Raw genomic sequence first — 22,866 nt, 5'->3', positions numbered from 1 at the left:
CGGATGTGGAATTCGGGCCTCACTCGTCGCTCTCCGCCCAGGCCCGATCGAGGCCCCAGTCGACGATCGAGATGATGATGCCGCCGAGGACCGCCGCCCAGAACCCGTCGACGTGGAAGCCCACCCCGGTCGGGCCGAGGATCCACGCGGTCAGGCCGAGCATCGCCGCGTTGATCACCAGCAGGAGCAGGCCCAGGGTGAGCAGGATGAACGGGAACGCGAAGAACTTCACGACCGGCTTGACGAAGGACGACACGAGGCCGAGCACGACGGCGACGATCAGCAGCGGGAGCAGCTTCTGCTTGACCTCGTCCATGCCGCTGGTCGGGCCGTCGAAGTAGATCCCGCCGACGAGCCAGGTTGCCACGGCCAGAGCGACGGCGTTGGTGATGAGCCAGGTCACGATGCGCATGTTCGTGAGTGTGTCAGGCTCCGCAGGAGGTACGTAAGGGGCGCGCGCGAGGTGTGGCGACTGTGTTACCCCGCGTCACCGCTCAAGGCCGAGTGCCTTGCAGATGGCGTGGGCGGCGTCGGAGAGATGCTTGTCCAGGAACTGCTCGGCCTCGTCGATGCGGTCGGCGTCGAGGAGGCGGACGAGGGCGGCGTGGTCCTCGGCCTGGTCGTGGGCGTTGCGGCGGATGCGGTCGACCTGGGCGAGCGAGAGCTTGAGCTCGAGGACCAGGTGCTCCTGCATCGCGACCAGCCGCGGTGACCCGGTGAGGGCCACCAGCGAGAGATGGAAGGCGAGGTGGCGCTCGTTGAGCTCACGGTAGGTCGAGCGCTCCGAGTGAACCGCCGAGATGTACGCATCCAGCGACTCGTGCACCGCCCGGCGGGCCTCGGCGGAGGCGTTCCGCCAGTTTCGTACCCCGGCTCCCTCGAGCACCCAGCGGGCGGCGCAGACATCACGGACCGAGGCGGCCTCCGGGGTGGTGACGGCGACGCCCTTGTTGGGTGCGCGGGTGGCCAGGCCCTCGGCGACCAGGATGGTCAGCGCCTCGCGGACCGTGGAGCGGCCGACGCCCAGCGACTCGGCGAGACCGTGCTCGCGCAGGGGAGTGCCCGACTCCAGCTCGCCCTCGAACACCGCCCGGCGGAGCTCGTCGGCGACGCGGTCGACCGTCGATGCGGGTTCGTCCAGGGTGAGCGACTCGAACATGGGACCCATTGTCCTACCTGCGCCGTCTTCCGGTGATGACCGTTCGTGCTCTAACCTAGCGGCACGGGATTGTCTGACAATCAGTCAATCAGGCAATCGGACGATCTGAAGCCAATCAGACCTGAGAGGGGTACGAGTGAGCACATCGCTGAGCTGGGGCCGTCACTACCTGATGACCGAGCCGACGCACTACCGCATCGACTACGCCATCAACCCGTTCATGGACACCGAGATCCAGCCGGATCCGGTCCGTGCTCGCGCGCAGTGGGACACCCTGAAGGCGACCATCGAGGAGCTCGGCGGCCGTGTCGACGTCATCGCGCCGCGCGAGGACAGCCCCGACATGGTCTACGCGATGAACCTCGGCTTCGCGGCCACGGTCCCCGACGGTCGGCGTCACGTGCTCCTCTCCCACATGCGCTTCCCCGAGCGCCGCAACGAGACCCGCTCCGCGATCGAGTGGTTCGACGCGAACGGCTGGAGCACGGCGTACGTCGGCAAGGACGGGGTCGGGCCGACCTTCGAGGCGGGCGACGTCTTCCCGTACGCCGGCTACCTGGTCGCCGGCACCGGGCCGCGCACCGACGAGATGGCGCTGAAGACCCTGGCCGCCGAGATGGGCGTGCGCGTCCTGGGCGTACGGACGACCCACTCGGGGATGTACCACCTCGATCTGGCCTTCTGCCCGCTCGACGAGCGCCGCGCGATCATCTGCCCGGACGCCCTCGCACCCGAGTCGGCGCAGGCGCTCCTCGACCTCGTCCCCGAGCCGCTGGTCATCACCGAGGAGGAGGCGCTCAGTACCTTCGCCGCCAACTCGATCGTGATCGGCCGCACCATCGTGATGCCGTCCTGCCCGGACCGCGTCCGCGCGGTCCTCGAAGGCTGGGGTTTCACGATCCGGATCGTCGAGATGAGCGAGCTCCACCTCGGCGGTGGGTCCGTGCGCTGCGTCACCAACCCGCTCGACATCGTGGTCGGCCGCGACGTCCCCGTGGTTTACGGGGGCGAGGTCATCCCGACCTAGGATCTCACGATATGAGCACCCCACAGCCCCGTCCCAGTGTCGCCGCTATGCCTGCGTACGTCGCGGGCAAGCCGCCGGTGGAGCGGCCCGGTCTGGTGACCTACAAGCTCTCCTCCAACGAGAACCCCTACCCGCCGCTGGACGGTGTGGTGGAGGTCGCTGCCCAGGCGGCGGGGCGGGTCAACCGCTACCCCGACGCGGGCAACACCGAGCTGTACGAGGCGCTAGCGACGGCCTACAAGGTGCCGGCCGAGGAGCTCGCCCTCTCGACCGGCGCCGTGGCGCTCATCTTCCAGCTGGTCTCGGCCTACTGCGGTCCTGAGGACGAGGTCGTCTTCGCCTGGCGCAGCTTCGAGGCCTACCCGATCGCGGTGCTCGCGGCCGGCGCGACCGCGGTGAAGGTGCCGGTCACTGACGACGGCCACCACGACCTCGACGCGATGGCGGCGGCCATCACGGAGCGTACGAAGGTCGTCTTCGTCTGCACCCCCAACAACCCGACCGGCACCTCGGTCACCCAGGCCGAGCTCGACGCCTTCCTCGCGAAGGTGCCCGAGCACGTGCTGGTCGTGGTCGACGAGGCCTACGCCGAGTTCGTACGCATGGACGACGCCATCGACGGGATCGCGACCTATCGCGCGCGAGCCAACGTGGTGGTGCTGCGTACGTTCTCCAAGGCCTACGGGCTGGCCGGGTTCCGGGTCGGCTACGCCTTCGCGCCGGCGCCTATCGCCTCGACCCTGCGGGCGATGGCGCTGCCGTTCGGCGTCAACGTGGTCGCCCAGGCGGCCGGCGTCGCCTCGCTCGAGCGGCAGACCGAGCTGCTGGCGCGCGTCGACGACGTGGTTGCCGAGCGCACCCGGGTGGTCGAGGGCGTTCGCGCTGCCGGCTGGGACGTCCCCGACGCCCAGGGCAACTTCGTCTGGTTCGCCTTCGGCTCCGCCCAGCGCTGCGCCGAGTTCGCCGCGGCCGCCGACGAGGTCGGCCTGATGGTCCGCCCCTACCCGCCCGAGGGCGTACGTGTCTCCATCGGCGAGGCCGAGGCCAACACCCGCCTCATCGAGCTCGCGGGTTCGTTCCCGAAGGACTGAGAGCCGGCCCAAGAGTCGGCCCCGCCCGACCAAATAGCAGAGGTCCAACAGCGTCGATGCTGCTGGACCTCTGCTAATTGGGTGAGAGTGGATGCCTCTACGGCAGCGGCAGCTTCCCGAGGACCGAGTTGAGCAGGTCGGTCAGGACCGGGCCGACGACCGGGAGGCTGTTGATGATGCCCAGCAGGCTGTCGGTGACGCCAGGGAGCTCGGGAACTCCGGGAACTCCGGGAACGCCGGGAACCGGGACGTCCGGAATCGGAACATCCGGGACGGGGACCTCAGGGACGGGGACGTCTGCGGCAGGAACGTCAGCGGCAGGGCTGTCCGGAACGGGTACGTCCGGAGTCTCCGGGATTCCTGGGCCGTCCGGGACGTCCGGGATCGGTGCGTCGGGAACGTCCGGGGTTTCGGGGACGTCCGGGGTGCCGGGAACGTCCGGCGTCTCCGGAACGTCCGGGGTGCCGGGAACGTCCGGTGTCTCCGGAACGTCCGGAGTGCCGGGCACGTCCGGTGTCTCCGGGGTGCCGGGGACATCCGGGGTCTCCGGAGTGCCGGGAACGTCCGGGGTCTCCGGAGTGCCGGGGACATCCGGGGTCTCCGGGACATCTGGCGTTTCCGGAGTGTCCGGGACGTCGGGCGTGTCCGGAATCGGAGGGCCCGGAGTGCCGGGGACCGGCGGGTCAGGAAGTGGAGGCGGGACGGGGCTGGCCATAGCCGGTGAAGCGACCGTGGCCAGTGCGAGTCCAGCGACGACAGCGGCGATTCGAGTCCGAGAATTCACGAAATCTCCTTAACTTGCTGTTTTGTCATGCCCGATGAATCCTGAAGCGATTTGAAGCATAAAGTCAAGAACAATCTTTAATTGATTGTTTCCTATACCAAAGCAGGTTTGCTTGCCGTAAACTCATCGGATCGCATTCCAACTGATGCTGACGTCCGTGTCTTGTTCCAGGTGAGCCCCTGGATGAGCGGTGGGCGATAGGGCCTTGCCGTGGGCCACTTCTCGGGTACCCACCGGGGTAATAGATCCCGTTCGAACTGGCGATTGGGAAATTCCCTTGGGTCAAGACACGGCATTTAGTCAGGGTGAAATGCGTTTACCAATCAGCTGATTCGGATCCCCTCGGTTTGCCTTCGTGATAGGCCACATTCGAGAGGGACGGCGGCATGAACCCGGCGGTTCGTTACCCCTGTGCAACCTGCATCGGTCACCCTTGACCCATGTCGATCAAGGTTGCGCTCGAACATCGGACCACCTACGAGTTCGCGCAGCCGGTCCGGGTGAGCCCGCACGTCGTACGCCTGCGTCCAGCGCCGCACACCCGGACCCCGATCGAGGCCTACTCGCTGTCGGTCACGCCGGCGGCCCACTTCATCAACTGGCAGCAGGACCCGTTCGGCAACTGGCTCGCGCGGCTGGTCTTCCCGGAGAAGACCGACAAGCTCGAGGTCACCGTGGGTCTGGTCGCCGACATGGTGGTGATCAACCCGTTCGACTTCTTCGTCGAGGAGTACGCCGAGACCTTCCCCTTCGACTACGAGCCGCAGCTGAAGGCCGATCTGGCGCCCTACCTCCGCGACGTTGAGTCGGCGACCGCGGCCGACGCCTGGCGGCAGCGGCTGCCGGCCCTGCCCGAGGACGGCCTTCGTACCGTCGACTTCCTGGCGAGCATCAACCAGGCGGTCAACTCGGACGTCGCCTACTCGGTGCGGATGGAGCCGGGCGTACAGACTCCCGACGAGACCCTGCGGATCGGCATCGGCTCGTGCCGCGACTCGGCGTGGCTGCTGGTGTCCCTGCTGCGTCAGTACGGCCTCGCCGCGCGGTTCGTTTCCGGCTATCTGGTGCAGCTGGCCGCCGACCAGGAGTCCCTCGACGGCCCGTCCGGCCCGACCGAGGACTTCACCGACCTGCACGCGTGGTGCGAGGTCTTCGTCCCCGGAGCGGGGTGGATCGGGCTCGACCCGACCTCGGCCCTGTTCGCGGGGGAGGGCCACATCCCGCTCTCGGCGACCCCGCACCCGTCCTCCGCGGCCCCGATCGAGGGGGCCACCGACCCGGTCGAGGTCACCTTCTCCTTCGCCAACGAGGTCACCCGGATCCACGAGGACCCTCGCGTGACGCTGCCCTACACCGGCCAGGAGTGGGCTCGCATCGACGCGCTGGGTGAGGCGGTCGACCAGCGCCTCCAGGCGGCCGGCGTCGAGCTGACCGTGGGCGGCGAGCCGACCTTCGTGTCGCTGGACGACCAAAAGAGTGACCAGTGGAACACCGACGCCGATGGGCCGCACAAGCGCGAGCTCGCCACTGACCTGGCCGAACGCCTGCGCACGGTCTACGGCAAGGGCGGGATCGTCCACCGCGGCCAGGGCAAGTGGTACCCCGGCGAGCCCCTCCCGCGCTGGAACATCGACCTGCAGTGGCGTACGGACGGCCAGCCCCTGTGGGGCGACCAGACCCTCTTCGCCGACCCCTGGGCCACCACCGACGAGCATGTCGAGACCAACACAGTCGCTGTCGCGCGGAGGATCGCCGAGATCCTCGGGCTCCCGGCGGAGCAGGTGTTCGCCGCGTACGAGGATCCGCTGGCGAAGATCGCCCAGGACGTACGCCGCCCCGACGGCCCCAAGCCGGACGACGCCGCGGACCGGGGCGATCTGAACGTCACCGAGCTCGACAAGGAGGTCACCGACCCGGTCGGGTGGGTGATCCCGATCAACACCAACGACGGGGAGTGGACGAGCCCGCAGTGGCGGTTCCGCCGGGGGCGGCTGGTGCTGGCGCCGGGGACCTCGGCGGTCGGGCTGCGGCTACCGCTGGACTCGATCTCCTGGCACGACCCGGAGTTCCCGGGTGAGCCGTCCTACCTGACCGCGGGCGAGCCGCTGGACCCCGAGATCCCGCAGGTCACCGTCACCGACCCCGACGAGGCGCCGACCACCGCGCTCGCGATCGAGGAGCGCGACGGGCTGGTCCATGTCTTCCTGCCGCCGACCGACCGGCTGGAGGACTACGTCGCCCTGCTCCGGGTGATCGAGCAGGCTGTCAACGAGGCCGGCGTACAGGTCGTGCTCGAGGGCTACGGTCCGCCGCCGGACGCCCGCCTGGCGCGGCTGACGGTCACCCCGGACCCCGGCGTGATCGAGGTCAACGTGCAACCGACCGCCACCTGGGCGGAGCAGCGTGAGCTGATCACGACGCTCTACGAGCAGGCCCGGCAGGCCCGCCTGTCCACCGAGAAGTTCGACCTCGATGGGCTCCACACCGGCACCGGCGGCGGCAACCACCTCACCCTCGGCGGACGGAGCCCCGAGCGCAGCCCCCTGCTCCGGCGCCCCGACCTGCTGGCCAGCCTGATCCGCTACTGGCAGCGCCACCCGTCCCTCTCATACCTCTTCTCCGGGCGCTTCATCGGCCCGACCAGCCAGGCGCCGAGGTTCGACGAGGGCCGCCCGGAGGCGGTCTACGAGATGGAGATCGCGCTCCAAGAGGTCGCCCGGATCACCCGTGAAGACCCTGAGCCCCGCCCGTGGATGATCGACCGCGCGCTGCGCCACCTGCTCACCGACCTGACCGGCAACACCCACCGCGCCGAGTTCTGCATCGACAAGCTCTACTCACCGGACTCGTCCCGAGGACGCCTCGGCCTCCTCGAGCTCCGTGGCTTCGAGATGCCGCCGCACCCGCAGATGGCCCTTCTTCAGTCGCTCCTGGTCAGGAGCCTGGTCGCGTGGTTCTGGGAGGAGCCGTACGAGGCGCCGCTGGTCCGCCACGGCAGCTCCCTCCATGAGGACTTCCTGCTCCCGCAGGGGTGCCTGCGCGACATCGAGGAGGTCGTGGCAGACCTGCGCCGCCACGGGATCCCGTTCGAGTCGCAGTGGCTGGCTGCGTACGCCGAGTTCCGTTTTCCGCGGATCGGGCTCGTGAAGGTCGGAGACATCGAGCTCGAGCTGCGCCAAGCGATCGAGCCGTGGAACGTCCTCGGCGAGGAGGCCACCGAGTCGGGGACCGCACGCTACGTCGACTCCTCGGTCGAGCGGGTCCAGATCTCGGCGAGAGGTATCGACCTCGACCGGCAGCTGGTGACGTGTCAGGGTGTTCCGGTGCCGCTGACCCCGACCTCCATTTCAGACACCTTCTATGCGGGGGTCCGGTTCAAGGCGTGGAGCCCGTGGTCGAGCCTCCACCCGAGCATCGACGTCCAGGCGCCGCTGCACTTCGACGTCGTCGACATCGCCTCCGAGACCAGCCTCGGCGGTGCGACCTACCACGTCGTGCACCCGGGCGGCCGCAGCTACGACCACCCGCCGGTGAACGCCAACGAGGCCGAGGCGCGCCGCGCGAGCAGGTTCGAGGCGCGCGGCCACACCTCCGGCCGCCTGGACGTCGCGGAGATGCGCGAGCGCGCAGCCCGCGGCACCACTCCCGACAACCCGCACACCCTGGATCTCCGACGGGTGGTGCGGTGACCGTCCTTCGCGAGTACGCCGACGCCCTCGGCCTTCTCGACGCGACCGACCAGCCCTACGACGAGGTCGTCGGGCCCGACGGCACCCTGCGCCCCGCGTGGAAGCCGATGGCCGAGACGGCCGTCTCGATCACGCCGGCCACGCTGAGCCGGATCGGCCACGACGTCGAGCGGTTCCTCGCCGACGACGGGGTCACCTACCTGCGTCCTGGCGCCAAGCCCGAGCCCTGGCGGCTCGACCCGGTGCCGCTCGTCATCGATCCGGCGCAGTGGCGCATCCTCGAGGTCGGCCTGGCCCAGCGTGCCGAGCTGCTCAACGCGATCCTCGTGGACCTCTACGGCCCGCAGCGTCTCCTCCGGGACGGGATCGTCCCGGCGCCGGTGATCTTCGGCCACCACGGCTTCCACCGTGTCGCCGCCCGCGCCAGCAACCACGACCCGCGGCCGCTCGTCCTGGCCGCCACCGACCTCGGCCGGACTCCCGACGGTGAGTGGCGGGTGCTCGCCGACCGCACCCAGGCGCCGAGCGGGATCGGCTATGCGATGGAGAACCGCCGGGTGATCAGCCGGGTGCTCCCCGAGCTTCACCGCGACGCCGGGCTGCACCGGATGGAGCCCTACTTCGCGGCCCTCCGCAGCGCGCTGCTGGAGTCGGCGCCCGGCGACCAGGCCGACCCCCGGGTCGTCGTGCTGTCTCCGGGAACCCACTCCGAGACCGCCTATGACCAGGCCTTTCTCGCCTCGACGCTGGGTTTCCCGCTGGTCCAGGGAGCCGACCTGACCGTACGCAACGGCGAGGTCCTCATGCGTGGCCACGGCGACCGGCTGGAGCGGGTCGACGTCATCCTGCGTCGTGTCGACGCGACCTGGTCCGACCCACTCGAGCTCCGCGGCGACAGCCAGCTCGGCGTGGCCGGCCTGATCGAGGCCGTACGCCGCGGCAACGTGCGCGTGGTCAACGGGTTCGGAGCCGGCGTACTCGAGAACCCGGGGCTGGTTCCCTATCTTCCCGCCGCCTGCGAGGCCCTGCTCGGCGAACCGTTGCGGCTGGCGTCGCTCGGCACCTGGTGGTGTGGCGACCCCGCCCAGCGTGAAGAGGTCGAGCGGCGCCTGGCCGCGGGCGACCTGGTCGTGCGGACGCTGGAGGGGGCGATCGTCAACGGAACGCCCGAGGAGCTGGGCGCCCGGATCGCGGCCGATCCCTACCGCCATGTCGGGCAGGAGAGGATCACGCTCTCCCAGGCCCCGACCTGGGCCGAGGGACACGGCGCGGTCGCCCGGCCGCTGACGCTGCGTACGTTCTCGCTCCGCTACGGCTCGGCCTACCGCCCGCTGGTCGGTGGCCTGGCCTCGATCCGGGCCGACGAGACCGGGCTGCCGCCGTGCAGTAAGGACGTCTGGGTGCTCAAGGAGTCGCCGCAGGACGCCGACCAGGGTCTTGCCGACGTGCTCCCGATGACCCATTCGCGCTCGGTCACGGTGCTCGTCCCGCGCGCGCTCGAGGACATGTACTGGTCGGGCCGCTACGCGGAGCGTGCCGAGGACCTCATCCGGCTCATCCTGGCCACGCACGTGCTGGCCGAGGACTTCAGGACCAGGCCGCGTACGTCCGGCGGCATCAGCCTCGAGGTCATGCTGAGCGCGCTCGACCGGCTGGGCTGGCACGGTCACGCGGATGCCGATATCGACGCCGAGTTCCGCTCCATGCTGCTGGACGCCGACCGGCCGGGGTCGGCCGCGCAGTCGCTGGCCGGGATGCGACAGGCCTTCAGCGGCGTACGCGACCAGCTCAGCCCCGACATGTGGCGGATCTTCTCCTCGACCGACCGGGCCGCCGATGAGCTCCGGGTCAATCCGCACTCGCTGCAGATCGCCGAGTCGGGTGCCGAGATGCTGCACGGCATCCTGGCGATGCAGGGGATCGTGGCGAGCATGATCCGCGACGAGGGCTACCACTCGATCCGGCTGGGACGGTTCCTGGAGCGGTCGATGCAGGTCTGCCACCTGCTCCGGACGACGACCACGGTGCGGAGGGGGCTCGAGGTCGACCGGGCCGTGCTCAACGCGGTCCTCGCCTCGGCCGAGTCCGCGGTCACCCACCGCCGCCGCTACCGGGGCTACGTACGCACCGGGGGAGTCCTCGACCTGCTCATCATGGACCGCGACAACCCGCGCTCCCTGGCCTTCTGCCTCGACGAGCTTCGGCTGCATCTCACCAAGCTCCCCGGCTCGACCGGCTCGTCCCGCCCCGAGCGGCTCCTCGACGACATCACCGACATGCTCGACCGCACTGAGGTCGCCGGCCTCGTCGCCATCGGCGGCGTCGGCCGCCCCAACCTGGAGTCCTTCCTCGACCAGGTCCAGGCCCAGCTCGTCCGCCTCGCCGACGCCATCAGCGACGTCCACTTCGCCACCGGCCCCGCCCCCCAGCCCCTCAACGCACTCTCGGCGCAATCGCTCACTTGAGCAAGGGCACGGCCGTCACCACGAGTGGGCGGCTGAGAGCCCGATGATGCTCCAGAAATTGCAGACCCAGATGCCGTACGTGCGGTTGAGCAGCCGGCGGGGCACAAGCAGGACATCGTGAAGGTGCTGCTCGCGCACGGCGTGTCCGCCAAGCGAGCAGCAGCAATAGCGGAGGACGACATTGCGGGCGAGGCACTACTGGCCGCAGCGCCGGTACCAGCATGTGTGACTGCTACGTACTCGAACCCGCCGGGGCCGTACCAGAACGTCAAGGTCAAGAACGGCTGCCCGGTCAGCGTCCGGGTCAAGGTGCTCTGGGCCTTCGCCACAGACAGCGCCTGTCACAAGATCGCCGCCGGTTCGTCGTGGACCGACCGCCATCTCAACCAGACTGGTCCGGATCGCTGGGACGGGATTGCATCATGCTGAGGCTGATCGGGCGGGTCACTACGGCGCTCGCTGTCACGGCGTCGATGTGGGTCGCCACCGCCATTCCAGCCAACGCCCAAGCGACTGACGCAGTTTATGGGTGCGGCGCGCGGTCCGTCGGCAACGAGTCCGCCAACGTGCCCCCTAGACATGCAAAAGACCGCCTCTGGACTATCCAGACTTCTGACGGTCCCATCGCCATCAGGTGCGGTAACGGTACGACTTCGGGTGCCGTACACGTAGAGTTGAAGCACGAGGTGCCCAACTGGCCGGACGCCCTGACGTGCATCAAGAAGACGATCAATCGCGGCACAGAGTTGGACGGCGACAACGGCAAGACTAGGTACGTTCATCGTATTCGTGGCGCGGCAACCGTCGTCGTCGTTGTTGGGGAGAATGGCCTAGTAACCGCGTACCCGAAAGGTACGGGTGTGGTGAGGAAGTGGCGACTTTGCTCGGCATCGTAGGTTGGCGACATGGGTAGTACGTCTGATCGCCAGCAGCAGGGATCGTTCCCCTCTCCGCCGCACGGTCGCCGGGTTGTCTGGGCGGGGAAGGTTCCTGCTGTCGAAGGTGGCCCGTTGGTGTTGCCAGGGGTTGTCGTGGATGACCTGCCTGACGGTTGGGCCTTGGTGTCGTGGCTCGACAAGGACGGTTGGTACAGCCCTGATGCTGTCTTCGAGGTGAAGAATCTTCGGGTTGTCTCAGATGCGGAGTTTGACGACCTGGTCCAAAATGTCCGCGAAAGTCCTGGCTGGCAGGGCATCACCCACGACATCGTGGACGATCCGGAACCGTCGCCGTACGTCGTCGGTGCCCCGGTCATGTGGCTAGGGCCGGTGCTCGGGGATAAGGATTGGGACCCGTCCAACAATGCCTGGAGACTGGCGGTGTTCGGCAAGGCGTCGGGGCCGCCGACTCGTGGCCATCGGGGTCGAATTGTCGAGATCTCGCAGAGCGGGGCGCTTCGCGTGCGGTGGATCGACAGGGATGGCGAATTCGAGGGACGAGTCTTCATCGACCCCGGCGACGTGGCGGTGGTCGGGATAGCATCCGGCGGGTGAGATACCGGGTCAGCCACACGACGACCTATTCCTACGACGAGGACGTGACGAACTCGTTCGGGATCGCGAACGTCACGCCGCGGGAGCTGCCTCACCAGCATGTCGGGAAGGCGGAGGTGCGGATCATGCCGATGCCCGCGGACCAGTCGAGCGACGTCGACTTCTACGGCAACACGGTGACGTACTTCCAGGTCCTCGAGCCGCATCGGCGGCTCGAGATCGCAGCGGTCTCCGAGGTCGACGTCAGCACCCCGGTCTATGACGAGACGAGCTTCGACCAGCCGTGGGAGCGGGCGCGGCCGCTGGTGGACCCGACTCTTCCGGGTGCCTGGCGGGCGACCGACTTGGCGGTGGCCTCGCCGCTCGTGGAGCACACCCAGGAGGCGTACGACTTCGGTGCCGTCTCGCTGACGCAGGGGCGCGGGATCGTGGAGGCGGTGGAGGATCTGATGCATCGGATCCATGCCGGGTTCGACTACGACGACACCGCCACGACCGTCACCTCGACAATCCCGGAGATCTTCGAGGCCGAGGGTGGTGTCTGCCAGGATTTCGCTCACCTGATGTTGGCCTGTTTTCGAGCGCACGGGCTCGCGGCCCGCTATGTTTCCGGCTACCTCGCCACCACCCCTCCGCCGGGGAAGCCGCGGCTCGTCGGAGCCGATGCCTCCCACGCCTGGGTGGAGGTGTGGGTGCCCCACTACGGGGCAGACCTCAGCGGCGCGGGGACGGGCCAGTGGCTCGCCCTCGACCCGACGAACGACACCAGGGCCGACGATCGCTACGTGAGCGTCGCCTGGGGACGTGACTATGCCGATGTGCCTCCTGTGAAGGGGGTCATCTACACCGAAGCCACCACCTCGACCTTGACCGTCTCTGTCGATGTGGCCCCCGACCAGCAGGAGTGAAGTTACGGTGTTGCTCGTGGGACAGCCTCCGCAGCGGGCGAGCATCGTGACCCGCGGCAGCCGCTGGCGTCGCGGAGTACGCATCTCCGGAGTGCTGGTGGTCGCCGCGGCTCTCATCGCGCTCACGCTCTGGCTGCTGGCGCGCGGCTCGACGCCGGCCGAGGTGACCCGCGAGTTCATGGAGACCACCTCGGTCGCCACCCTCTACGAGCTGGCCTCCGACGAGGGCGACGAGCTTCTCGACGGGGGCGGCGCCAGCGCGATGATCGACGCCGCGGAGGGGAAGCGGACCTACGCCGACCCCAATCCGCGCGCGGTGGACCGGGACATGGTCTTCGGTGAGCCCGAGATGTACGGCGACGCCGCCCAGGTCACCGTCAGGGTCTCCTACACCGCCGAGGACGGCTCCGTCCCGGACGAGTCGATGGTCGTGGTCCTCGTCCGCGAGGACGGCGAGTGGCGCGTCGAGAGCTGGGGGACGGCCTGAGAAGGCCGATGATTGAGGGCATGGAAGCGTTCAGCTGTCGGGAGTGCGGCAACCGCCTCTACTTCGAGAACTCGGCGTGCGTCTCGTGCGGCACCCGGCTCGCCTACTCCCGCGAGGAGCGCGAGATCGTCCCGGTCTCACCCGAGGGCAGGTACGTCGACAGCGACGGCTACATCTGGTGGGTCTGCGCCAACACGCTGGAGACGGGATGCACCTGGCTGGCCCGCATCGAGGGTGGGATCTGCTTCGCCTGCGAGCTGACCCGGACCCGGCCCAACGACGCCGCGCCCGAGTTCGTCCAGCAGCAGTACTCCCTCGCTGAGCAGGCGAAACGTCATCTCGTGGTCGAGCTCGACAACCTCGGTCTGGAGGTCCGCACCAAGGTCGAGGACCCTGCCGAGGGGCTCACCTTCGACCTGCTCGCCAGCGACGGCGTCGCGGCCACCCCGGACGTGGTCATCGGACACGACGGCGGCGTGATCACGATCGACCTGGCCGAGTCCGACGACGCCTACCGCGAGCACGTCCGGGCAACGCTCGACGAGCCCTACCGCACCCTGCTGGGCCACTTCCGCCACGAGGTCGGCCACTACTACGAGTGGCAGCTGGTCCGTGGCCCCGAGCTGATGGAGCGCTGCACCGAGGTCTTCGGCGACGAGTCGGTCTCCTACGAGGAGTCGCTCCAGCGCCACTACTCCGAAGGACCGCCCGCGGGCTGGACCGAGAACTACATCTCGACCTACGCCACCATGCACCCCTTCGAGGACTTCGCGGAGACCTGGGCCCACTTCCTGCACATCCGCGACACGCTCGGGTCCGCGGCGGCGTACGGACTCGCTGAGCCGGTGCCCGCCGACATGCCGTACCGGCAGGTCGTCACCGACATCTGGGTGCCCCTCTCGGCCGCGCTGAACGTCATCAACCGGTCCATGGGCCACGACGACCTCTACCCCTTCGTCATCCCGCCCGCGGTCCTGGACAAGCTCGACTTCGTGGCCTCGTTGGTGCGCGATCCGCGCTGACCCGCGCGGCGATATTCCACCGGGCTGCACCCATCGGCACTCTATGCTCCGGACCATGACCGACACCGCTGTCATCACCGACGCCAAGGAGCGCGCCCGTCCCGAGTCGGAACGGCTGTGGACATCGGCGACGGTGATCACGTTCGTACGCACCATCGCGTCGGTGGTGCTGTCGGCGAGCGCCGCGTCTCAGGGCAGCCTGACGCTCCTCGTCATCGCGCTGGTCGTCTACTGGGCCGGGGACAGCCTCGACGGGGCGGTCGCCCGGTGGCGCGATGAGGAGACGCGGATCGGCGGGGTGCTCGACATCTTCTCCGACCGTCTCTGCGCCGCGGCGTTCTACGTCGGGCTGGCGTTCCTGCAGCCGGACCTGTCGCCGGCGATCTTCGTCTACCTGGCGGAGTTCATGGTGATCGACTGCTTCCTCTCGATCGCCTACCTGGCCTGGCCGATCAAGAGCCCGAACTACTTCTACGTCATCGACCGGACGCTGTGGCGGTGGAACTGGTCCCACCCGGGCAAGGCGCTCAACTCGGGGCTCTTCGCGATCCTTCTGCTGGTCACCGGCTGGATGTGGTTGGGTCTGGCGATTGCCACGGCCCTGCTGGTCATGAAGTGCGTCTCGCTGGGACGCCTTCTCAGGATCGGCATACCCGTGCCTCGATGAGACTTCTGATCGGCACTCTCCTCTTCTGTCTCGGCTCCGCGCTCATCCCGGTGATGAACGCCGAGGCGTACCTCTCCGTCGTCGCCCAGAACTCTGACTGGTGGCCACCGTTGCTCGGGTTCGTCGCCGGGCTCGGCCAGACCGGCGGCAAGGTGGTCTGGTACTACGCCGGTCGCGGATCCACCAAGATCCCCTGGATCAGGAAGAAGCTCGAGTCGCCCAAGTGGCAGAGTTCCTATGACCGCTGGTACGCCCGGACCTCAGGCCGCCCGGTTCTGGCCACGGCACTCCTGGCCGCGTCAGGCTTCTCCGGCTTTCCGCCGCTCGCGGTGATGGCGGTGCTCTTCGGTGCCCTGCGGTTCAACCTGCCGATCTTCACCCTCACGGTGCTCGTCTCCCGTGCGCTGCGCTTCTGGGTGATCCTGGAGGCCGCGGGTCTCGCCTGGACGTTCCTATGATTCGCTTCAGGATTCAACCACAACGTTAGAGTGAGTCCATGCGGGAGAAGGCGACCTACGTACAACCTGGCAACGAGTTCAACCGGGACATGAACTACATCCCGGACCGGATCACCCTAGACGCGCGGACGCCCGAGTTCGGGCCGAGAGAGGTGCCGTTGTGGCCGGTCGAACCGGGCCGCTACCGGCTGGTCGCGGCCGCCGCCTGCCCGTGGGCCAACCGGGCGATCATCGTGCGCAACCTGCTCGGGCTGCAGGATGTCATCTCCCTCGGCCTCGCGGGGCCGACGCACGACGCCCGGTCGTGGACCTTCGACCTCGACCCCGGCGGCGTCGACCCCGTGCTCGGGATCGAGCGGCTGCAGCAGGCCTACTTCAAGCGCTACCCCGACTACCCGCGCGGCATCACCGTGCCGGCGATCGTCGAGGAGGCCTCCGGCAAGGTCGTCACCAACGACTTCCCGTGGATCACCCACGACTTCTTCCACGAGTGGACCGACTTCTTCGCCGCCGACGCGCCCGACCTGTGGCCGCGCGCGCTGCGCGAGGAGATGGACGAGGTCAACAAGCGGGTCTTCACCGAGATCAACAACGGGGTCTACCGGTGCGGCTTCGCCGGCTCCCAGGAGGCGTACGACACGGCGTACGGCCGACTCTTCACTGCTCTCGACTGGCTCGAGGAGCGGCTCTCCGGGCAGCGCTACCTGGTTGGCGACCAGCTCACCGAGTCAGACATCCGGCTGTTCACGACGCTGGCACGTTTCGACGCGGTCTACCACGGCCACTTCAAGTGCAACCGGCAGAAGCTGGTCGAGTTCCCCGCGCTGTGGGCCTACGCGCGCGACCTCTACCAGACCCCCGGGATCGGCGAGACGCTCGACTTCGACCAGATCAAGCAGCACTACTACGTCGTCCACACCGACCTGAACCCGACGCAGATCGTGCCCGCCGGTCCCGACCTCTCCGGCTGGGACGAGCCGCACGGGCGCGAGTCGCTCGGCTGAAAGAAACTTTTCTTTCAGGCGGCGTAGTAGCCGGTGCGCTGCCGCTGCCTCGCGGCACTGACCGCGCTGAAGTAGGCCGACGACGGCCGCACCCACAGCAGCACCAGGATCGCGACCACCAGCAACGGGTCCACAACGGCAAGCACGGTGCCGACGGCCGACATCGGCAACGCGGCGCCGCCGAGCGCAGCGTTGCCGGCGAGGTTGCCCAGGCTCGACAGGCTGCCCGCGATGGAGAGCGAGCCCAAGACGGTGCCGGTGATGCGCGCCCAGTTGCGGCCCTTTCCGTTCATGACCGCCATCCAGATCCACAGCCCGAGGGCGATCAGCCCGAAGACCGCGCCGCCGATCTGGATGATCGGGATCATCACGTCAGCCATCTCCCTCGCGTCGAAGACCGAGGGGTCGTACGTCGGCTGCTTCTCCATCTCCGTCACCATCAGCGTCTTCATCTCGGTGGTGTCCGTGGTGAGGAGGAAGACCGTCGAGACGACGCTCAGCAGGCCGCCAAGCCACATCCCGTAGACCGCGTACGTCAGCGTCTTGGGCCGTTCGACGGGCTGGCTGTAGCCGTACGGATCGGACATGGTGGGCCTCCGGTGGTCTAGGGGGCGCGACTCTAGCGGCGCCTCACGGTCGGGACCACAGAAATTCCGATCAGCCCGCGTTCGGGAGGAAGACGTGGCCGACAGCGGGGTCCGTCGACCCGTCGTGGAAGCCGGCGATGACGGCGGGGGCGTCCTCGAGACCGGCGTGTTCGAGCAGCTCGATCGATGGCTGCTCCGTTCCTCCCACGCGCTCGAGGAAGTCACGCTCGTCGCGTCGATAGCGCTCCATGAACGCGCGCGACTGGCCTTCGGCCTTGTAGGCGTCGAGCTGGAGGGCTGCGAAGAAGAAGACCGGAGCCGGTCCCACGAGGCTGTCGTCGTCCTCGGGGAAACCGTCGGCTTGGGTCGACCCGATGAGGCAGTCGAAGGCGAGGTGGTCGCCGAAGTGCTCGTGAACCCGGCGGCGCAGGTCACCGTCGCCTGACAGGTCGACGTAGACGGTCCGTTTGGTCCTGTCGATGGCCGTCAGGTCGGCGTACTCATGCGCCGCGGTGTAGTGGCCGAGGCCGTTCACGAAGTCGATGTTGCGGGCGGAGGTGAGCGCGATCTTCTGTGCCGGTGAGTCGGCGAGGCAGTAGGCGGTGCCGTACGCCGTCTTGCTCGAGGCGCTCGAGATCACGAACTGCTCGGCATCGAAGAAGTCGCGATCACGGAGGTAGTCGGCGGCGGTGTACGAGGTGATGAACAGAGCACGGAAGATGGCGGTGAGGCTGTCCAGCCGTGGATCGGAGTCCCGGGGTTCGAGCTCGTAGAGGTTGTAGACCTGGGGCGTCCCGGTGCGGTGCTCGGCGCCGTCGACGAAGCTGCGGGAGGTGACCGACGTGGGTCGCATCGTCAGATGGGTCGCGATGGGGAAGTAGCCAAAGATCCGCGTCCCGAGGGGGATGTCGGAGGCCCTCGACTCGACGATCTCCACGTGTCCCCACGCCGGCATGCAACCGTATCCCGACTGTTCGGCCGGGAACAGATTCCAATAGCCCAGGGTGTCGCCGTAGACCGCGTAGGTCATGTTGTTCGTCGTCAGAGCGAAGCGTTCGATCCGTGCCAGCACCTCGCCCTCGCCGAGCTGCGGTGCGGGGAGGTCCACCAGGTCAGCCACTCCTAGGTCGCTCTTGAGCGACTCCACTCGGGCAAATCGAGTCATCGGTTCCTCATCTCCTGGGCCGGGCTCCGTCACGTCTCGTAGAACTTACTAAGCGCTTGCTTAGTTGTCTATGTTCATCTGACTCGAACCTCTTCTCTCCCGGGGGCGGGTACCGTTTGGCTATGCCGATGTGCCACGGATCACAAGCCCGTGATCGGCGTAGCCAGCGGTGGCAACCCCACCCCGTGTGAAGGAAGCGTGATGACTGAATTTCTGGATCCGAGTCCCAGCCACACCGACATGGTGCAGCTGCTGAACCCCGAGGGAGAACGGGTCTCGCACCCGGACTTCGAGTTCTCACCCGACCGACCTGAGGACGAGGCCGTACGCGGCTTCTACCGCGACATGGTGCTGACCCGTCGCCTCGACGTCGAGGCCACCGCGCTGCAGCGCCACGGCGAGCTGGGCCTGTGGGCACAGCTGCTGGGCCAGGAGGCGGCGCAGATCGGCGCGGCCCGCGCGCTCGCACCCCAGGACTTCGTCTTCCCGACCTACCGCGAGCACGGCGTGGCCTGGTGCCGCGACGTCGACCCGATGCAGCTGCTCGGACTCTTCCGGGGCACCGACCAGGGTGGCTGGGACCCCGCCGAGCACAACTTCGGGCTCTACACGATCGTCATCGGCGCCCAGACTCTGCACGCGACCGGCTACGCGATGGGTGTCCAGATGGACGGCCTGGTCGGCACCGGCGACCCGACCCGCGACACCGCCGTGGTGGCCCACTTCGGTGACGGCGCCTCCTCGCAGGGCGACGTCAACGAGGCGATGGTCTTCGCCGCCTCCTACAACGCCCCGGTCGTCTTCTTCTGCCAGAACAACCAGTGGGCCATCTCCGAGCCGGTCGAGCAGATGGTCAAAGTGCCGCTCTTCAAGCGCGCCCAGGGCTTCGGCTTCCCCGGAATCCGTGTGGACGGCAACGACGTGCTGGCGACGTACGAGGTGATGAAGTCGGCGCTCAAGCGGGCCCGTGAGGGTGGAGGGCCGACGATGATCGAGGCCTACACCTACCGGATGGGCGCCCACACGACCACCGACGACCCGACCCGCTACCGGGTCTCCGACGAGGTCGAGGCGTGGAAGCTCAAGGACCCCATCGCCCGGGTCGAGGCCTATCTGCGCCGCGGCGGCGGCGCCTCGACCTCCTTCTTCGCCAAGGTGGAGGCCGAGGCCGAGGAGTTCGGCGAGCGACTGCGCGCCGGGATCCACTCCCTGCCCGAGCCCGATCCCGTACGCCTCTTCGACAACGTCTACACCGAGCTGCCCGACGAGCTGCGGGAGCAGCGCGACGGCTACGCGGCGTACCGCGCCTCGTTCGAGCACGAGGGGGCTTCCCGATGACCAAGATGACGCTGGCGAAGGCGCTCAACGCCGGTCTGCGGCGAGCGATGGAGGACGACGACAAGGTCGTCCTGATGGGTGAGGACATCGGCCGTCTCGGCGGTGTCTTCCGGATCACCGACGGGCTGCAGAAGGACTTCGGCGAGGCACGGGTCGTCGACACGCCGCTGGCGGAGTCGGGGATCGTCGGCACGGCGGTCGGGCTCGCGCTGCGGGGCTACAGGCCGGTGGTGGAGATCCAGTTCGACGGGTTCGTCTACCCGGCCTATGACCAGATCGTGTCGCAGGTGGCCAAGTTCCACTACCGCTCCGGCGGCCGGGTCGCGATGCCGATGGTCATCCGGATCCCGTTCGGTGGCGGGATCGGGGCCGTTGAGCACCACAGCGAGTCGCCGGAGGCGCAGTTCGCGCACACCCCTGGTCTCAAGGTGGTGGCCTGCTCGGACCCGGTCGACGCCTACTGGATGATCCAGCAGGCGATCTCCCACCCTGACCCGGTGATCTTCCTGGAGCCGAAGCGGCTCTACCACTCGACCAAGGCCGACGTGGACGTCGACGCCACGCCTGGTCCGCTGTTCGCCTCGCGGGTGACGCGCACCGGCACCGACCTGACGATGCTCGCCTACGGGCCCACCGTGAAGACCGCGCTCACCGCTGCCGAGGCGGCCGCGGGGGAGGGCAAGTCGGTCGAGGTGATCGACCTGCGCACGCTCTCGCCGCTGGACATGGGCCCGGTCTACGAGTCGGTGCGGCGTACCGGTCGTGCCGTCGTCGTCCACGAGGCTCACGTCAACCTCGGCCTCGGCGCCGAGCTCGCCGCGCGGATCACCGAGACCTGCTTCCACTCCCTGGAGGCGCCGGTCCTGCGCGTGGGTGGCTTCGACACGCCCTACCCGCCGGCCCGGGCGGAGGAGTACTTCCTCCCCGACCTCGACCGGGTCCTCGATGCCGTCGACAGGAGCCTGGCATGGTGAACGAGTTCAAGCTGCCGGATGTCGGCGAGGGCCTCACCGAGGCCGAGATCGTCGAGTGGCACGTCGCGGTCGGTGACGTCATCAAGGTCAACGACCCCGTCTGCGACATCGAGACCGCCAAGTCCGTCGTCGAGCTCCCCTCGCCCTATGCCGGCGTCGTCCAGGAGCTCCTCGTCGAGGTCGGCACCGAGGTCCAGGTCGGCACCCCGATCATCCGCATCGGCGACTCGGCGGAGGCGCCCGCACCGGCCGAGGCGTCAGCCCCGTCAGCCGAGGCGTCAGCCCCGTCGGCCGAGGCGTCAGCCCCGTCGGCCGAGGCGTCAGCCCGGGCGGCCGAGGCGTCAGCCCGGGCGGCCGAGACGTCAGCTCCTGAGCCGGACGAGCACGAGAAGCCACTGACGCTGGTCGGCTACGGCTCCAAGGAAGACGCGGTCGTACGCCGCAACCGCACGGTCTCCGCGCCGGCCGCCGCCGCGGGCACCGGTGTGCTCGCCAAGCCGACCGCCCGCAAGCTCGCGCGCGACCTGGGTGTGGACCTGGCGACCGTCACCCCGGAGCGGGACGACGGCGTGATCACCACCGCCGACCTGGAGAACCAGACGTCCGCTCCGGCGACGTCGACCGAGCCGGCAGTGCCGGTTGGTGGTGAGCGTCGTGAGCCGATCAAGGGCCTGCGCAAGCAGATGGGCCAGGCGATGGTCGACTCGGCGTTCACGGTGCCGCACGTGACCGTCTGGACGACGGTCGACGTGACACGTACGTCCGAGCTGGTCGCCGGCCTCAAGGCCAACCGCGACTTCGCCGAGGTCCGCGTCAGCCCCCTGCTGATCGTGGCCAAGGCGACGCTGCTGGCGATGCGACGTACGCCGATCATCAACTCGTGGTGGGACGAGGCCGCCCAGGAGATCGTCTTCAAGGAGTACGTCAACCTCGGCATCGCCGCAGCCACCCCCAGGGGCCTCCAGGTGCCGAACGTGAAGGGCGCCGACCGGATGTCCCTGGTCGAGCTCGGCACCGCGATCAACGAGCTCACCGCCACCGCGCGCACCGGCAAGACCCCGCCGGCCGACCAGACCGGCGGGACGTTCACAATCACCAACATCGGTCCGTTCGGCATCGACGGCGGCGCCCCGATCATCAACCCGGGCGAGTCCGCGATCCTCTCCGTCGGCGCGATCAAGCGCCAGCCGTGGGTGGTCGGCACCGGTGACGACGAGCGCATCGAGCCCCGCGACGTCTGCACCCTCGCGCTCAGCTTCGACCACCGCCACATCGACGGCGAGGCCGGCTCCCGCTTCCTCGCCGACGTGGCCAGGATCGTCGGCGACCCGAGCACGGCCCTTTTGTTCTGACGTCGAGCAGGACGCGACTTGGGAGTCCCGGAGTCACCCAGTGACACCGGGACTCCCACGTTCGACATTCGCCCTACAGAACGTGAATTCGCTACACCCGGGGGCATCGGATCTGGGAGCATCTTCCGGCCCGCAGTGACGCGGGCCTGAGAACTTCTGGAGGCAGGAATGGTGCTCCTGACGGGGCGCAGGCTGCTTGCCGGGATCGTCGCGATGGCCGCCTCGGCGACCGTACTCGTGGCGAGCCCCGCAGGCGCGGCGACAACATCAACCGGCGTACGTTGCACGATCGTCGGCACGTCCGGTGACGACAAGCTCCGCGGAACGTCCGGCAGGGATGTGATTTGCGGTCGAGGCGGCGGCGATGTGATCGAAGGTAGGGGTGGCAACGACCTCATCGATGGCGGATCGGGCGTCGACATCATCAGCGGTGGGTACGGCAGTGACACCATCCTGGGTGGCGACTCGCAAGATCACATCCACGGCAACGCGGGCAACGACACCGTCCGAGGCGGAGCCCGGCCCGACTTTCTCTATGGCGAGTCAGGAGCCGACAAGATCATCGGCGGACGCGGCAGCGACGACATCTATGGCGGCGCCGGCAGCGACCGCATCTGGGGTGCGATCGGAACCGACACCATCACGGCAGGCGATGGCAACGACATCGTCTCGACCGGTGCGGGGCGCGACCTGGTTTGGGGAGGCGTTGGTGACGACCGGATCTACGGTGGCACCGAGGCCGACGATCTGTACGGCGGCCGTGGCGCTGACCAGATCCAAGGCGGAGACCACAACGACTACATCCGCGGTGATGCCGGTAATGACCGCGTCTGGGGAGGCAACGGGGATGACAGCCTTCTCGGCGGCACAGGCTCGGACGTCCTCCGCGGAGATTCTGGAGCCGACTACCTCGAGGGAGGGGACCAGAACGACAACCTCGATGGCGGCTCGGGTGAGGACGTCCTCTATGGCGGCGCGGGTAGCGACACCTGCGCGATCGGCCCCCGCGACGTAGCGGGCACCTGCTAGGTAGAGCCGGTCAGCGACGCCGAGACGTCAGCAACGCCGGTCGAGTGGGGTCGACAGTCTCGTTCGTCACAACTACGGACTCGCCCGCCGTAAGTGAGGATTCGGCACGCCAGAAGTGAAGACTCGACCTTGATGTGATCGAACATTTGTTCGAACACATCAAGGTC

General features: G+C 68.3%; 21 protein-coding genes. 16 read left to right on the top strand and 5 right to left on the bottom strand.

Translation table 11 applies throughout. From position 1 onward, the window contains the following. Window positions 1-19: 19 nt before the first annotated feature. Together AB0F44_RS07810 and AB0F44_RS07805 are read right to left on the bottom strand one after the other, a co-directional pair. Entirely contained in the window at window positions 20-412 is a 393-nt protein-coding gene (locus AB0F44_RS07810; protein ID WP_357354227.1) for a phage holin family protein, read from the bottom strand. A 75-nt stretch (window positions 413-487) separates the two neighbouring features. After that, on the bottom strand, window positions 488-1,159 hold the full coding sequence (locus AB0F44_RS07805; protein WP_357354225.1) for a GntR family transcriptional regulator: 672 nt from the start codon (window positions 1,157-1,159) through the stop codon (window positions 488-490). Window positions 1,160-1,295: 136 nt separating this feature from the next. Here AB0F44_RS07805 and AB0F44_RS07800 point away from each other — a divergent pair, with 136 nt between their 5' ends. Further along, window positions 1,296-2,186: an arginine deiminase family protein gene (locus AB0F44_RS07800; RefSeq protein ID WP_357354223.1), complete on the top strand. Its 891-nt coding sequence runs from the start codon at window positions 1,296-1,298 to the stop codon at window positions 2,184-2,186. Between the two features lie 11 nt (window positions 2,187-2,197). Further along, window positions 2,198-3,277, top strand: coding sequence for a histidinol-phosphate transaminase (hisC, locus tag AB0F44_RS07795; RefSeq protein ID WP_357354221.1), 1,080 nt, complete (start codon window positions 2,198-2,200; stop codon window positions 3,275-3,277). Between the two features lie 97 nt (window positions 3,278-3,374). Here the strand turns inward: hisC and AB0F44_RS07790 are convergent, their stop codons facing one another. Continuing rightward, the gene (locus tag AB0F44_RS07790; protein WP_357354219.1) at window positions 3,375-4,061 is read right to left on the bottom strand and encodes a hypothetical protein; all 687 of its coding nucleotides are present in this window, start codon (window positions 4,059-4,061) and stop codon (window positions 3,375-3,377) included. A 440-nt stretch (window positions 4,062-4,501) separates the two neighbouring features. On the opposite strand from AB0F44_RS07790, the gene AB0F44_RS07785 reads away from it, so the two are divergent. The 10 genes from AB0F44_RS07785 to AB0F44_RS07740 all read left to right on the top strand — a co-directional run bounded on the left by AB0F44_RS07785 (window position 4,502) and on the right by AB0F44_RS07740 (window position 16,254). Further along, window positions 4,502-7,750 (top strand): transglutaminase family protein, encoded by a 3,249-nt coding sequence (locus AB0F44_RS07785; RefSeq protein WP_357354217.1) that lies wholly within the window; start codon window positions 4,502-4,504, stop codon window positions 7,748-7,750. Further along, window positions 7,747-10,215, top strand: a complete 2,469-nt coding sequence (locus tag AB0F44_RS07780) for a circularly permuted type 2 ATP-grasp protein (RefSeq protein WP_357354215.1) — start codon at window positions 7,747-7,749, stop codon at window positions 10,213-10,215. The genes AB0F44_RS07785 and AB0F44_RS07780 overlap by 4 nt, the downstream gene beginning before the upstream one ends. Before the next feature lie 117 nt (window positions 10,216-10,332). Next, window positions 10,333-10,644: a hypothetical protein gene (locus AB0F44_RS07775; RefSeq protein ID WP_357354213.1), complete on the top strand. Its 312-nt coding sequence runs from the start codon at window positions 10,333-10,335 to the stop codon at window positions 10,642-10,644. A gap of 602 nt (window positions 10,645-11,246) precedes the next feature. Beyond that, on the top strand, window positions 11,247-11,708 hold the full coding sequence (locus AB0F44_RS07770) for a hypothetical protein (RefSeq protein ID WP_357354209.1): 462 nt from the start codon (window positions 11,247-11,249) through the stop codon (window positions 11,706-11,708). Further along, on the top strand, window positions 11,705-12,616 hold the full coding sequence (locus AB0F44_RS07765; protein WP_357354207.1) for a transglutaminase family protein: 912 nt from the start codon (window positions 11,705-11,707) through the stop codon (window positions 12,614-12,616). Before AB0F44_RS07770 ends, AB0F44_RS07765 begins: the two co-directional genes overlap by 4 nt. Before the next feature lie 16 nt (window positions 12,617-12,632). Further along, window positions 12,633-13,103, top strand: coding sequence for a hypothetical protein (locus tag AB0F44_RS07760; protein WP_357354205.1), 471 nt, complete (start codon window positions 12,633-12,635; stop codon window positions 13,101-13,103). Window positions 13,104-13,123: 20 nt separating this feature from the next. Then, entirely contained in the window at window positions 13,124-14,125 is a 1,002-nt protein-coding gene (locus AB0F44_RS07755) for a putative zinc-binding metallopeptidase (protein WP_357354204.1), read from the top strand. 55 nt (window positions 14,126-14,180) lie between these two features. After that, a complete protein-coding gene (locus tag AB0F44_RS07750; RefSeq protein WP_357354201.1) occupies window positions 14,181-14,792 on the top strand; it encodes a CDP-alcohol phosphatidyltransferase family protein in 612 nt (203 codons plus the stop codon). Then, window positions 14,789-15,250 carry a hypothetical protein gene (locus AB0F44_RS07745; RefSeq protein WP_357354200.1) on the top strand — a complete coding sequence of 154 codons (462 nt, stop codon included), beginning with the start codon at window positions 14,789-14,791 and terminating at the stop codon, window positions 15,248-15,250. Before AB0F44_RS07750 ends, AB0F44_RS07745 begins: the two co-directional genes overlap by 4 nt. 38 nt (window positions 15,251-15,288) lie before the next feature. Beyond that, window positions 15,289-16,254: a glutathione S-transferase C-terminal domain-containing protein gene (locus AB0F44_RS07740; RefSeq protein ID WP_357354198.1), complete on the top strand. Its 966-nt coding sequence runs from the start codon at window positions 15,289-15,291 to the stop codon at window positions 16,252-16,254. A 14-nt stretch (window positions 16,255-16,268) separates the two neighbouring features. Here AB0F44_RS07740 and AB0F44_RS07735 read toward each other — a convergent pair whose 3' ends face one another. Together AB0F44_RS07735 and AB0F44_RS07730 are read right to left on the bottom strand one after the other, a co-directional pair. After that, window positions 16,269-16,841, bottom strand: a complete 573-nt coding sequence (locus tag AB0F44_RS07735; RefSeq protein WP_357354196.1) for a hypothetical protein — start codon at window positions 16,839-16,841, stop codon at window positions 16,269-16,271. 70 nt (window positions 16,842-16,911) lie between these two features. Next, window positions 16,912-18,006: a DUF2855 family protein gene (locus tag AB0F44_RS07730; RefSeq protein WP_357354194.1), complete on the bottom strand. Its 1,095-nt coding sequence runs from the start codon at window positions 18,004-18,006 to the stop codon at window positions 16,912-16,914. A 201-nt stretch (window positions 18,007-18,207) separates the two neighbouring features. On the opposite strand from AB0F44_RS07730, the gene pdhA reads away from it, so the two are divergent. From pdhA to AB0F44_RS07710, 4 genes are all read left to right on the top strand, one after another. Continuing rightward, complete coding sequence (gene pdhA, locus AB0F44_RS07725) at window positions 18,208-19,344, top strand: pyruvate dehydrogenase (acetyl-transferring) E1 component subunit alpha (RefSeq protein WP_357354192.1); 1,137 nt, start codon at window positions 18,208-18,210, stop codon at window positions 19,342-19,344. Beyond that, complete coding sequence (locus AB0F44_RS07720; protein ID WP_355017620.1) at window positions 19,341-20,318, top strand: alpha-ketoacid dehydrogenase subunit beta; 978 nt, start codon at window positions 19,341-19,343, stop codon at window positions 20,316-20,318. Before pdhA ends, AB0F44_RS07720 begins: the two co-directional genes overlap by 4 nt. After that, complete coding sequence (locus AB0F44_RS07715) at window positions 20,312-21,670, top strand: dihydrolipoamide acetyltransferase family protein (protein WP_357354189.1); 1,359 nt, start codon at window positions 20,312-20,314, stop codon at window positions 21,668-21,670. Before AB0F44_RS07720 ends, AB0F44_RS07715 begins: the two co-directional genes overlap by 7 nt. A gap of 168 nt (window positions 21,671-21,838) precedes the next feature. Further along, on the top strand, window positions 21,839-22,699 hold the full coding sequence (locus AB0F44_RS07710; protein WP_357354187.1) for a calcium-binding protein: 861 nt from the start codon (window positions 21,839-21,841) through the stop codon (window positions 22,697-22,699). The last annotated feature ends 167 nt before the right edge of the window (window positions 22,700-22,866 follow it).

Source organism: Nocardioides sp. NPDC023903, from assembly GCF_040639295.1.
Taxonomy (GTDB): domain Bacteria; phylum Actinomycetota; class Actinomycetes; order Propionibacteriales; family Nocardioidaceae; genus Nocardioides.
This window is presented reverse-complemented; position numbering and strand designations above follow the sequence as displayed.

What these genes read in the sequence shown, in the direction of transcription:
- AB0F44_RS07810 (WP_357354227.1), bottom strand. Translation starts at nt 412, where the DNA reads ATGCGCATCGTGACCTGGCTCATCACCAACGCCGTCGCTCTGGCCGTG.
- AB0F44_RS07805 (WP_357354225.1), bottom strand. Translation starts at nt 1,159, where the DNA reads ATGTTCGAGTCGCTCACCCTGGACGAACCCGCATCGACGGTCGACCGC.
- hisC (WP_357354221.1), top strand. Translation starts at nt 2,198, where the DNA reads ATGAGCACCCCACAGCCCCGTCCCAGTGTCGCCGCTATGCCTGCGTAC.
- AB0F44_RS07785 (WP_357354217.1), top strand. Translation starts at nt 4,502, where the DNA reads ATGTCGATCAAGGTTGCGCTCGAACATCGGACCACCTACGAGTTCGCG.
- AB0F44_RS07755 (WP_357354204.1), top strand. Translation starts at nt 13,124, where the DNA reads ATGGAAGCGTTCAGCTGTCGGGAGTGCGGCAACCGCCTCTACTTCGAG.
- AB0F44_RS07750 (WP_357354201.1), top strand. Translation starts at nt 14,181, where the DNA reads ATGACCGACACCGCTGTCATCACCGACGCCAAGGAGCGCGCCCGTCCC.
- AB0F44_RS07745 (WP_357354200.1), top strand. Translation starts at nt 14,789, where the DNA reads ATGAGACTTCTGATCGGCACTCTCCTCTTCTGTCTCGGCTCCGCGCTC.
- AB0F44_RS07740 (WP_357354198.1), top strand. Translation starts at nt 15,289, where the DNA reads ATGCGGGAGAAGGCGACCTACGTACAACCTGGCAACGAGTTCAACCGG.
- AB0F44_RS07735 (WP_357354196.1), bottom strand. Translation starts at nt 16,841, where the DNA reads ATGTCCGATCCGTACGGCTACAGCCAGCCCGTCGAACGGCCCAAGACG.
- AB0F44_RS07730 (WP_357354194.1), bottom strand. Translation starts at nt 18,006, where the DNA reads ATGACTCGATTTGCCCGAGTGGAGTCGCTCAAGAGCGACCTAGGAGTG.
- pdhA (WP_357354192.1), top strand. Translation starts at nt 18,208, where the DNA reads ATGACTGAATTTCTGGATCCGAGTCCCAGCCACACCGACATGGTGCAG.
- AB0F44_RS07720 (WP_355017620.1), top strand. Translation starts at nt 19,341, where the DNA reads ATGACCAAGATGACGCTGGCGAAGGCGCTCAACGCCGGTCTGCGGCGA.
- AB0F44_RS07715 (WP_357354189.1), top strand. Translation starts at nt 20,312, where the DNA reads ATGGTGAACGAGTTCAAGCTGCCGGATGTCGGCGAGGGCCTCACCGAG.
- AB0F44_RS07710 (WP_357354187.1), top strand. Translation starts at nt 21,839, where the DNA reads ATGGTGCTCCTGACGGGGCGCAGGCTGCTTGCCGGGATCGTCGCGATG.